This is a genomic window from Micrococcus flavus (assembly GCF_014204815.1).
In the GTDB taxonomy this organism is placed as follows: Bacteria; Actinomycetota; Actinomycetes; order Actinomycetales; family Micrococcaceae; genus Micrococcus; species Micrococcus flavus.
On record NZ_JACHMC010000001.1, the window covers coordinates 1408244 to 1419971 of the forward strand.

General features: G+C 73.2%; 9 protein-coding genes. 3 read left to right on the forward strand and 6 right to left on the reverse strand.

All coding sequences use genetic code 11. The features are described 5' to 3' along the window. Positions 1-131 precede the first annotated feature (131 nt). Genes BJ976_RS06540 through BJ976_RS06550 form a run of 3 tightly spaced genes read left to right on the forward strand, consistent with a single transcriptional unit; the run spans position 132 to position 3729 of the window. Positions 132-1025, forward strand: a complete 894-nt coding sequence (locus BJ976_RS06540; protein ID WP_135028068.1) for an ABC transporter permease — start codon at positions 132-134, stop codon at positions 1023-1025. A 2-nt stretch (positions 1026-1027) separates the two neighbouring features. Continuing rightward, positions 1028-1900 carry an ABC transporter ATP-binding protein gene (locus BJ976_RS06545; protein ID WP_135028070.1) on the forward strand — a complete coding sequence of 291 codons (873 nt, stop codon included), beginning with the start codon at positions 1028-1030 and terminating at the stop codon, positions 1898-1900. Continuing rightward, entirely contained in the window at positions 1897-3729 is a 1833-nt protein-coding gene (locus BJ976_RS06550; protein WP_135028072.1) for a glycosyltransferase family 4 protein, read from the forward strand. Before BJ976_RS06545 ends, BJ976_RS06550 begins: the two co-directional genes overlap by 4 nt. A gap of 100 nt (positions 3730-3829) precedes the next feature. On the opposite strand, the gene BJ976_RS06555 is transcribed toward BJ976_RS06550, so the two are convergent. From BJ976_RS06555 to BJ976_RS06580, 6 genes are read right to left on the reverse strand one after another with little or no spacing between them, the layout of a single operon-like run. After that, on the reverse strand, positions 3830-5995 hold the full coding sequence (locus tag BJ976_RS06555; protein WP_135028074.1) for a hypothetical protein: 2166 nt from the start codon (positions 5993-5995) through the stop codon (positions 3830-3832). After that, entirely contained in the window at positions 5992-7617 is a 1626-nt protein-coding gene (locus BJ976_RS06560) for a glycosyltransferase family 4 protein (protein ID WP_229667094.1), read from the reverse strand. Before BJ976_RS06560 ends, BJ976_RS06555 begins: the two co-directional genes overlap by 4 nt. Then, a complete protein-coding gene (locus BJ976_RS06565) occupies positions 7614-8597 on the reverse strand; it encodes a Gfo/Idh/MocA family protein (protein WP_135028076.1) in 984 nt (327 codons plus the stop codon). The genes BJ976_RS06560 and BJ976_RS06565 overlap by 4 nt, the downstream gene beginning before the upstream one ends. Then, positions 8594-9697, reverse strand: coding sequence for a DegT/DnrJ/EryC1/StrS family aminotransferase (locus BJ976_RS06570; RefSeq protein ID WP_135028078.1), 1104 nt, complete (start codon positions 9695-9697; stop codon positions 8594-8596). The genes BJ976_RS06565 and BJ976_RS06570 overlap by 4 nt, the downstream gene beginning before the upstream one ends. Further along, on the reverse strand, positions 9690-10310 hold the full coding sequence (locus tag BJ976_RS06575) for an acyltransferase (protein WP_135028080.1): 621 nt from the start codon (positions 10308-10310) through the stop codon (positions 9690-9692). The genes BJ976_RS06570 and BJ976_RS06575 overlap by 8 nt, the downstream gene beginning before the upstream one ends. 11 nt (positions 10311-10321) lie before the next feature. Next, positions 10322-11629: a nucleotide sugar dehydrogenase gene (locus BJ976_RS06580; protein WP_135028082.1), complete on the reverse strand. Its 1308-nt coding sequence runs from the start codon at positions 11627-11629 to the stop codon at positions 10322-10324. Between the last annotated feature and the right edge of the window lie 99 nt (positions 11630-11728).

An 11728-nucleotide genomic window follows, 5' to 3' on the forward strand; every position in this document is an offset into this window, starting at 1 on the left:
CCGGCCACCCCTACTCTACGCACGGGCCGGGCGCAGGGCCCGTCTCCACGGGACGCCTTGCTAGACTCCCGGGGCGCGACCGACACCGGCCGCCGACGTTCCCCTGACCCATCGAGAGAGGGTGGATCCGCATGGCCGAGTCCGCTGAGGCCGAGCAGCGCGGGGCGCCCGCCTCGGAAGTCCTGCGCGTCGACGGCACGGGCCTGGGCCGCGTGGGCGCCCGACCGGGCCTGGGCCGCTACGTGGCCTCGCTGTGGGACTACCGTTCCTTCATCCTCTTCGACTCGCGCTCCCGGATCGCGGGGGCCACCTCGACGAACGCCCTGGGGCGGATCTGGATGATCCTGAACCCGATCCTCGACGGCGGGGCGTACTTCCTGGTGTTCGGCCTCCTCCTGCAGACCGGCCGCGGGATCGAGAACTTCATCGCCTACCTGATCGTGGGCGTGTTCCTCTTCCGCTACACCTCCCAGGCCATCACGAACGGCTCCCGGTCGATCTCGTCGAACCTGTCCATCGTGCGGGCCTTCCAGTTCCCGCGGGCCACGCTGCCGATCGCCACCAATCTGCGCGAGCTCCTGCTCTTCCTCCCGACGCTGGCCGTGATGGTCGTCCTGATCCTGGCCATCCCGCCGCTGGAGGACATCACGTGGCGCTGGCTGCTGCTCCTCCCCCTCCTGGCCCTGCAGACCCTCTTCAACCTGGGCCTGTCCCTGCTGCTGGCCCGCGTGGTGGCCAGGTGGGCGGACGTCGCCAACCTGATCTCCTTCGGCACCCGCATCTGGCTGTACCTCTCGGCGGTGTTCTTCAGCGTCGAGCGCTTCGAGCACATCCCGCCGCTGGTGACCGCCATGCACCTCAACCCGATGTACTGCGTGCTGGACATCGCCCGGCAGTCGCTGCTGTACGGCACCGACGCCGACCCGCTGCGCTGGATCGTCCTGATCGCCTGGACCGTCGCCCTCCTGGCGCTGGGCACCCTGGTGTTCTGGGACGCCGAGGAGTCCTACGGGGAGGAGCGATGAGCATGCAGCCGCACGCCGACGCCCTCGAAGTGACGCGCCCGTCCGTGGTGGTGGACGAGGCGGCGATGACCTACACCGTCCGCTCGGCGGACGCCGTCCAGGGCGGCCGGAGGGCCTCCAGCGGCGTCCGGACCACCGTGGTGGAGGCCCTCAAGCCGCTGACCTTCGCGGTGGAGCGGGGCGAGTCCGTGGGCGTGATCGGCACCAACGGCTCCGGCAAGTCCACGCTGATGAAGCTGGTCACCGGCCAGCTGCAGCCCACCTCCGGACGCGTCTACGCCACCAGCACCCCCGTGATGCTGGGGGTGAACGCCGCCCTGGTGCGTCAGGTCTCCGGCGAGGACAACATCATGCTCGGGTGCCTGGCCATGGGGATGAGCCGCCGGCAGGCGCGGGAGAAGCGCGACGCCGTCGCCGCCCTCTCCGGCCTGGACGACAAGGCGCTCGAGATGCCCCTGAAGGCCTATTCCTCCGGCATGGCCTCGCGACTCCAGTTCGCCATCGCGACCTCGGTGGACCCGGACATCCTGGTGATCGACGAGGCCCTGAACACGGGCGACGCCCAGTTCCGGGCGCGCACGCGGGCCCGGCTGGACGAGCTGCGCGAGCAGGCCGGCTGCGTCTTCCTCGTGAGCCACTCCCTGAGCACCATCCAGGAGATGTGCTCGCGGGCGATCTGGATCGAGCGCGGCGTCCTGACGATGGACGGTGATCCTGAACGGGTGACGCGGACCTACCGGCGGTACACACGGCGCATGTCCGACGGGCGTGAGGACGAGGGCCGCGAGCTGCTCGCGGAGAAGCAGGCGGAGGTCGTCCGCCGCCGGATCGCCTGGGCGGACGGCACACCCCCGACAGGGACGACCCAGGGGTGAGCGGGACCGGGGCGGGAGCCCGGGGGCTCGGGCCGACCGTGCGACGCGGGGCCGGGCGCGCCCGCGTGGTCGGCCGCCGGGCCATGGACCGGGCCACCGCGGCGGGGAGGGGCGCCGCGCGGGCCGGTCGGGCGGCGCTCGGCGTCAGCACCCTGCCCGCTGTCGTCTGGACGGCGGCGTGGCGCGGGCCCGCCCCGAACGCCCGTCCGCCGGCGTGGCGCGTCCTGGTCCCCCTGCCGGCCCCGGCCGCGCTGCACCGGGCGCTGACAGGCCTTCCGCGCCCCTCCTTGGACGCGTGGGCCCCCCTGGGACCCCGGCCCGCCGACGAGCCGGGCGTGCTCCTGGTGCCCGTGGGACAGCTTGCAGCGGGGTCCTGGGAGCCCGACGCCGCAGCCGCACTGCTGGCCCGCCGCTCCCGGCGGCCGGGCGGAGACCTCCTGCACTCGGTGGTGCTCACGGTCCCCGGCGGCGAGCGGTCGCTCGCGCGGGCCGTGCGCCGAGCCGCGGGCGGGCGGGTTCCGGGCGTGCTGGTCGCCTCGGGCGCGGTGCCCCCGGACGGCTCCCCCGCCGCCGGGCGCCTGGCCGCCGCGCTGGGGCTCGCGGACGCCGTGCTGGTCCCCGACGCCTCCCGGTGCGAGCCGGCCCTGGCCCGGCTCGCGGCCGCCGCCGGCCGGGCCGTCGTCGGCCCGGCGGACGCGGACACCCCCGCGACCGAGCTCGCCGATCGCGGCCGGGCCGCCCGCCTCGACCTGGTCCGCGCGTCGGACGCCGTGCCGGGCGACTGGCCCGACGCACCCCGGGCGTCCCTGAGCGTGCGGCGGGAGCCGCGGCGCGTCGTCGTGGCCGGCCACGACCTGAAGTTCGCGGACGGGCTGATCGCCGAGCTGCGGGCCCAGGGCCACGAGGTCCGAGTGGACGCGTGGACCGGCCACGCCCGCCACGACGCCGAGGCGAGCCGCGCGCTGGCGGCGTGGGCCGACGTCGTGCACTGCGAGTGGTCCCTGGGGAACCTGGTGTGGCATTCGCGTCACCGCCGCCCGGGGACACGGCTGACGGCGCGCACCCACCTGCAGGAGGCCGCCACGGACTTCCCGGCACGGGTGCGCCGCGAGGCGGTGGACGCCTGGGTGTTCGTGGCCGAGCACGTGCGGGCCCAGCTCGTGCGGGACACCGGCCTGGACCCCGCCCGCACCCGCTGGATCCCCAATGCCGTTCGCCTGCCGGGGTCGGAGTGGTCCGCAGCCCACCCCGTGGATCCCACGCAGCGCTTCACCCTGGGCCTCGTGGGGGCCCTGCCGGAGCGCAAGGGGCTGGACCGCGCCCTGGACGTGCTGGCCCTGCTGCGCGCCGAGGACCCCCACTTCCGGCTCCGGATCCGCGGGCACCGCCCGGAGGACCTCGCCTGGGTGCGGGAGCGCCCCGCGGCCCGGGCGTACTACGCGGCCCAGCGGCGGCGGATGGCCGAGGACCCGCTGCTCGCGGGCGCGGTGGAGTGGGACCCGCACGGACCGGACATGGACCGCTGGTACGCGTCCGTCGGCACGGTGCTGTCCACCTCGGACTTCGAGTCCTTCCACTTCACCCTGCCCGACGGCGCCGCGCACGGCCGCCTGCCGCGCTCGTTGGCCTGGGCTGGCGCGGACCTGCTCTACCCGGCGGACTGGCTCGCCCCGGACACCGCGGGGCTTGCCGCCGCAGTCCGGGACGCGGTGCGGGACCCCGAGGCATGGACGGCGTCCGTGCACGCGGCCCGGTCCTTCGTCGCCCGCACCTACGCCGAGGACCTCGTCCTGCCCGCCCTCGCCGACGCCGTGCTCGGCGTCCGCTGACCGTTCCCCGTCCCCACTCCCCCGCACCCCGACCCGAGGAGCCGCCGTGCAGCCCGCGGGCGGTGGGACAGCGCCGCGACGACGGCACCGACCCGCACGGTCAGTCGGACTTCTCGAGCCCCACGGCTGCGCGCACCGCGGCCATGCGCATCCCCCAGGAATGGGCCCGCTGTGCCGCGGCCATCCCGGGTGCCCCCTCGGCGACCAGCCGCTGCAGGCCCGCCCGGACAGAGGCGACGTCACGCTCGACGGCCGTGCCGAGGCCCTCCCCTTGCACGAGATCGGCGATCGCCATGTCCGAGAAGCAGAGGATCGGGTGGCTGCGCTCCACGAGGCTCATCGTCTTGAACGGGAACGCCAGGGCCGCGTACCCGGAGCCCAGGAGGACCGATCCGACAACGGAGCGTGTCAGCGGCACGTGCCACTCGAGCGGCACGGTGGTGATCCGGACCCCAGATCGGTCGGCGAGCCCGTGCCGCTCCAACAGCTCCTCGAGGTGCGCGCGTTCGCCCACCCGCACCACGAAGTCCAGCCGCACGTCCGCCTCGAGACCCGCGGCGGCCTCGAGGTAGAGGTCCAGCCCGTAGACGCTGCTCACGCCGCCGGCGTACAGCAGGGTGACCCCGTCCTCGGCGGGGAAGGCGTCTGCGGCGTCGACCACCGCCCGCGGTTCGACGCCAGGCGGCACCGCAACCCAGGCGTGACCTCCGCGGCCGTGCCGACGGATCAGGTCATCGAACAGCATTCCGGACTCCGTCGAGGGGGCAGCCAGGGCGTCCGCCGCCCCGGCCATCAGCTCCAGCTCCCTCAACCCGGCCGAGCGCACCTGCTCGCGCTGTGCGTCGTCGTCCAGGTACCCCTCCAGGTCATCGAGCCAATGGAGGTCCCGAACGAACCACATGCTGCGCCCGCCCGCCGCACGCACGCGGCCCAGGAGGTCCGCGAGGCCCTCTGCCACGGTCGGATCCGCGATCGGGGAGGTCGAGTTCTCCCCGTACAACAGGCCCGCGGGCCGTCCGGCGTCGAGGGCTCGCCGCACCAGGGCCGCTCGCCTTGCGAACACGGCCGGCACGGAGGAGATCCGCACCGCAGGCGCCGACGCGTCCATGGCTTCGGCCATGGCACGCACCCGCAACGGGCGGGCACCGTCGGTGCGGTCCTCCAGCGGCGTGGTCGCGAAGAACACCTCGAGTGGGCCGTCATGCCGGAGGGCGGCGAGGTCCTCGTGGAGTGGCTCCACGGGACGCTGCATGGCCGCTGCATAAGCTCCCAGCAGGTCCGACGCCGGCTCCCGCACGAGCGCCGGGTGGGGTGCCGGCCCCGTGGCCGGCTCGCCCGCCAAGCAGGCGCGCAGCTCCGCCGCGAGGCGAAGGCCCCGTCCCGATCGCACATGCGGGTGCAGACGCAGCCAGTCGTGCATGCCGAGGACGTCCTCGATCACCAGACGGTCCGCATGGCCCGCGTCCACCAGAAGGTCGGCGACCGCCGCGTGGTCTCGGGAAGAGCCCACGAGGACCACGTGGCTGGCCCCCCGAAGCCGGGTGCGGGCCACGTGCCGCAGGTCGCGGTCAGCGAGAAGGTCCCGGGCACGCAGGAGCGAGGACGCCGAGGCACTGTCAATTCCGGCAGAGGGCAGATCCGTCACCGCGGCTCGCAACGCCCTCTCTTGGGCGGCCAGGCGGTCCAGGTCATGCCGCTCCGGGTGGAGGAGCAGCACCTGCGGCGCGGGCGCGGGGGTCTCCAACAACGGCGTGATGTCCTCACCGTCGCCGGCGAGCGCGACCGGGGCGGGCCGCGGGTGGAGCAAGTGCGCCGCGCGCGATCCCTTCGACAGCGCCTTGTCGAACTCCCACTCGTCCTCCAGGAACAACCGGTCCACGGAGGACGCCACGCGGAGGACGTCTGCAGTGGCGTGCTCACGGGCGGCAGTGAAGTCCAGATCCCCGCGCCACAGCAACGGGACGAACTCCTCCTCCACGAACCGGGAGGCGAAGGCGCAGGCGCCCAGACCGGAGGCCAGCACGATGTCGTACCGCCCCGCCGCCATCACCCGTCGCAGTGAGCGGGCGATCTGGTTGCCCGCCGCGTGCAGCGCAGGGGCACCGGTCCAGGAGTAGATCGGTGCCGACGGCAGGCCGGGCGTGCGGCGAAGCCACCGGTGTCCGCCGACGTCGAGGACGTCCACCTCGTGTCCGTGCAGCTCGGCGTCCTGCAGGAGTCGTCCCTCCGCGGGACCAGCCCCCGTGGTCATCAGCAGCGCCCTCATGCGCCCACCTCCCCCTCGGGCGTCAAGCCCATCATGCGCATCTCCCGTGCCACGGTGTGCTCGGGCGAGCTCTGCGTGCGAACGCGTGCGGCCGCGGCGGCCGACATCCGCGTGAACAGCGCAGGGTCGGCCATGAGGCGGACCATGCCGTCCGTCAGACCCCCGACGTCCTCATACCCGGCGACCACAGCGCAGCCCTCGTCCGTGAACTCGGGGATCGCAGCGGCGCGGTTGGTGACCGGCACCAGTCCCGACGCCATCGCCTCGTCACGGGAGACACCCTGGGAATCGGCGCGGGTGGGCACGAGGAAGATCCCGTACTCACGATGCAACCGGGCGATCTCGGCCTGATCCGCGAACCGGCGCTCGACCGCCACGTTGGCGTCCCCCGCGAACGCTTCTTCGAACAGCCCGAAGTGCTTGCCGTCACCGATGACGCGCACCTGGACCCGATCCCACCACGGGGTCTCGCGGAGCCGCTGCAGCGCGGCGACGGCCAAATCCGGCCCGTAGTTCAGGTTCGCGGCCGAGCGCACCCACAGCACCTTGAACCGCTGCTCGGCGTCTTTGGGCATGTAGCGGAACAGGTCCGTGTCGATCACGTTGTGCACGATCGCGGTGCGGCGGCCGGGGAACACGAGCTCCAGGTCCTCCTGGGCGGCGCGCCGCCACCACCGGGAGACGAAGACGAACCGCTCCGGCCCGTGGGGGTGTGCCAGGACCTCCCTCCAGAACCGCTGCAGCGTGATCGAGTGCTCCACGGCGTCGTCGAGCTGCTGCTGGGTCCGGTGGTTGCGCACGGTGCGGATCCAGCGCCGGGACTCGTAGCCGTGCATGAAGGCGAACAGCCGATGACCGGACACGTGGTCACGCATCCGCTCCCATTGGAACCGGTCCAGGAAGTGCACGCCCACGGAGGCATAGGACTGGGTGTCCAGCAGGTGACGCAGCTCCTCCCCCCGCCCGACGATCACGGGCACCCCCTCGTGGACGTAGGTGCCCGGCTCGGAGGAGGCCGACACCACCGCGACGTGCACTCGCACTCCGGCGCGGCGGAAGTACATGACCCGCCGGTGGACGAACCCGTTGCCGTAGGCGTTATCCGCGGAGGGGTACGCCGCCAGCACCACCAGGTGCAACGGGCCTTCCTCGCCTTGCTCCGACGTGGCCAAATCAAGGTAGCGGGCGACGCGCTCGGGAGCCTGGTCGCGGTCGTCGTCCTCGTGAGGGGTGGGCGGCAGGGGCTCCAGCGGCTCACGGAAGAGGCGCCGCTTCAGGACGGCGTTCTCCAGCTGGAGGAGGGTGACCGCCTCCCGCTCGGTGTAGGTGTCGCCGACATCCGCGATGTGCAGGAACCCTCGGTAGGCGTTCGGGGCAGCACTGCGACCTACGGTGGGCGCCGTCGGGGCCGGCACCTGGTCCCCGCTGGGAGAGGCCACCGATGCGTAGTCGGCCAGGATGCGGCGCAGCCGCGCCTTGCCCGGGGTGCTCTCCGGCAGCGCGCGGAACGCGCCGCCGATCGCGGCGCCGGCGGGGCCCGGGAGCCCCTGCGTCCAGCGGGCACCGTCCCGCAGGGTGTGCCGCACCTGCTGCTTCCAGGTCCGCTTCCGCCGCGCGCTCACAGCTCCACGTACTCCCCGCGCTCGCCCGAGGCGATCAGGGCCTCGGCCACGCGCAGCGTCGCCAGGCCCTCCTCGAGGGAGACGTGGTCCTGGCCCTCGCCGAGGATCGCGTCCCGGAAGGCCTCGTGCTCGGTGCGCAGGGGCTCCGCCTTCGGGAAGGCGTAGCGGATCACGTCGCCCTCGGACACGCCGCGGAAGCTGGCCACCTGGTCCCACTGCGTGGGCACGGAGCCGTTGGCGTGGAACACCAGGTCCGCCGTGACGGTGTCCGCCACGAGCGAGCCGCGCTCGCCGGTGACGGTGGTCCGGCGGATCTTCTCCGGGGAGAGCCAGTTCACGGCGTGGTGCGTGATGACGCCCGACTCGAGCCGGCCGGTGGCCACCACCATGTCCTCGTGCGGGCGGCCGGAGGCCGTGAGGGTCTCCGCGGCTACGCGCGCGTAGGGGCTGCGGGCTAGCCACGCGGTGAGGTCGATGTCGTGCGTGCCCAGGTCCTTGACCACGCCCACATCCGCGATCCGGGCCGGGAACCCGCCCTGGCGGAGGGTGGAGATCTGGTAGACCTCGCCGAGCTCGCCCGCCTGCAGGCGCTGGCGCAGCTGCTGCAGGGCCGGGTTGAAGCGCTCGATGTGGCCGACGGCGCCCACCAGGCCCGCCGCAGCGAACGCGTCCACGAGGCGCTGGCCGGCCTCGACCGAGTGGGCGATGGGCTTCTCGACCATCACGTGCACGCCGGCCTCGGCCAGCGCCAGGCCGACCTCCTCGTGCAGTCCGGTGGGCACGGCGCACACCACGGCGTCCATGCCGTGCTCGATCAGGCCCTGCACGGAGTCGTACAGGGGGAGGTCCCCGGCGGCGCCGTGCGGGTCGCCCATCGCGTCCGCCACGGCCACCAGCTCGGTGCCCTCGATCGAGCGCATCACGCGCGCGTGGTGGCGGCCCATCATCCCCAGGCCGATCAGTCCGGTGCGCAGGCTCATGCCGCGGCCTCCTCGACGACGGTGTTCACGGCCTCCACCACGCGGGCCACATCCTCGTCCGTGAGGGAGGGGTGCACCGGGAGGGAGAACACGGTGGCGGCGGCGGTCCGCGTGTTCGGCAGATCCGCCTCGATCCGGAACGAGGGCAGCTCATTGGTGGGCACCGGGTAGTACACGCCCGTGCCCACGCCGAACTCGTCCTTGAGGCGGTCGCGGATCGCGTCCCGCGCTCCGGCCAGGGTTTCGGGCAGGCGCACGGTGTACTGGTGGTACACGTGCTCGGCGCCCTCGGCCACCACGGGAACGGCCACTCCGCGCAGCTCGGCGTCGAAGCGGGCGGCGATCTGCCGGCGTCGCTCAGTCCAGTCCAGCACCTTCGTCAGCTGCACCCGGCCGATGGCGGCGTGGATGTCCGTCATGCGGTTGTTCAGGCCGACCAGCTCGTTCTGGTACTGCACTTTCATGCCCTGGTTGCGCAGCATGCGCATGCGCCGGCCGAGCTCCGGGTCCTTGACGGACACCATGCCGCCCTCGCCGGAGGTCATGTTCTTCGTGGGGTAGAGGCTGAACATGGCCCACGCCCCGAACGTGCCCACGCGGCGGCCGTGCAGCCGGGCGCCGTGCGCCTGGGCGGCGTCCTCGTAGATCTCCAGGCCGTACTCGTCGGCGATCTCCTGCAGCCGGTCCATCGGCGCCGGGTGCCCGTAGAGGTGCACCGGCATGATGCCGCGGGTGCGCTCGGTGACCTTGGCGCGCACGTCGTCGGGGTCCAGGGTGTAGGTGTCCAGGTCGATGTCCGCGAACACCGGGGTCGCTCCGGTCAGGGCGACGGCGTTGCCCGTGGCGGCGAAGGTGAAGGCGGGGACGATCACCTCGTCCCCGGGGCCGATCCCGGAGGCCAGCAACCCAAGGTGCTGCCCCGAGGTGCCGGAGTTCACGGCCACGCAGTCCCAGCCCTCCACGAGGACTCGGCCGAACTCCTCCTCGAAGGCCTTGACCTCCGGGCCCTGGGCGACCATGCCCGAGCGGAGCACGCGGTCGACGGCGGCGCGTTCCTCGTCGCCGATGATGGGCTTGGCGGGCGGGATGAACTCAGCCACGGGTGTCCTCCTGATCCTCGGCCGGGCGCAGCACGCCGTCGACCTCGATGAACGTCTCGGACGTGTCCGGGCAGACCCAGGCTCCGTCCTTCTCCTCGAGCCGGCGGCCGGTCCGGCCCACCCAGCCGATCCGACGCGCGGGGACCCCGGCCACGAGACCGAAGTCCGGCACGTCGCGGGTCACCACGGACCCGGCGGCCACGAGTGCCCACGCGCCGATGCGCACGGGGGCCACACACACGGAACGGGCGCCGATCGCGGCCCCGTCGCCGATGTCCACGCCCACCGCGTCCCAGTCCGAGGCGGACTTCTGGGACAGGTCCGGGTTGACGGCGCGGGGGTAGGTGTCGTTGGTCAGCACCACCGCGGGGCCGATGAACACGCCGCGGCCCAGCGTGGCCGGCTCGTACACGAGCGCGAGGTTCTGGACCTTGCAGTCGTCGCCCATCGTCACGCCGGTGCCGATGTAGGCCGAGCGCCCCACGATGGTCCGCTCCCCCAGCCGCGCGTCCTCGCGCACCTGTGCGAGGTGCCAGATCTTCGAGCCGGCCCCGATCCGGGCGGCGTCCGAGACGTCCGCCCCGGGGGCGACGAACACGTCCTGCCGCGTCATGGCGTCTTCCCTCAAGCCTCGGTGCTCGCGTGCGGCAGGCCGATGACACGGCGGGTCACGCCGTCCCAGGTCCGCGCGTCGGTGATGTTGCGCCCGTCCACGAGGGTGCGCACGCCCGGCAGGTCCGCCGGGGAGAGCGTGCGGTACTCGGCGTGGTCGGACTGGATGACCGCCGCGTCCACCTCCGTGCCGAGGTGGTACGGGGCGAAGCCCAGCGTCGCCAGCTCGGCGTCCTCGTACATCGGGTCGTGGACGGCGACGTCGGCGCCCGCCTCGGTCAGGGCCTGCACGGTGGCGAACACGCCGGAGAAGGCGGTCTCCTTCACCCCGCCGCGATAGGCGGCGCCGAGGACCACGACGCGCTGGCCGGCGAGGTCCCCGTGGGACTCGGCCAGCAGCTGGACGGCGTAGGAGGGCATGCCGGCGTTGACCGCGCGGGCCGTGCGGACGATGTCCGCCGCCGGGTCATTCCACAGGTACAGGCGCGGGTAGACCGGGATGCAGTGGCCGCCGACCGCGATGCCCGGGCGGTGGATGTGGCTGAACGGCTGGGAGTTGGAGGCCTCGATCACCTGGTAGATGTCGATCCCGTTCGCGCCGGCGTAGCGGGCGAACTCGTTGGCCAGGCCGATGTTCACGTCGCGGTAGGTGGTCTCGGCCAGCTTGGCCATCTCGGAGGCCTCGGCCGAGCCCAGGTCCCACACGCCGTTGGGGCGCTGCAGGTCCGGACGCTCATCGAAGTCCAGGACAGCCTCGTAGAACTCGCGCGCCCGCTCGGCGCCGGCGGCCGAGAGCCCGCCGATCAGCTTCGGGTACCGGCGCAGGTCCTCGAACACCCGGCCGGTCAGCACGCGCTCCGGGGAGAACACGAGATGGAAGTCCTCGCCCTCGGTCAGTCCCGAGCGCTCCTCCAGCATGGGCTTCCAGCGGGTGCGGGTGGTGCCCACGGGCAGGGTGGTCTCGTAGGAGACCAGCGTCCCGGGGGTCAGGTGCTTCGCGAGCTCCGCCGTGGCGCCGTCCATCCAGCCGAAGTCCGGACGCGCGTCATCGTCCACGAACAGCGGGACCACGAGCACCACGGCGTCGGCGCCCGGGATCGCGTCCCCGTACTCGGTGGTGGCGCGCAGCCGGCCGTCGGACACGGCCGTGGACAGCTTCTCCTGCAGGTGGGCCTCGCCCGGGAACGGCTCGGTCCCCGCGTTGACGAGGTCCACGACGGCGGCGTTGACATCCACCCCCACCACCTCGTGCCCCTTGCTCGCGAACTGCACCGCGAGCGGCAGGCCGATCTTCCCGAGGGCGACGACGGCGATCTTCATCCTGGGCCAGGATCCTTCCATGTGGCGGCGGGCCCGGGGCGGGCCGATGTCCGGACGTCCCCGCCGTCGATGATTGACGACATGAGGACGCCCGGCACA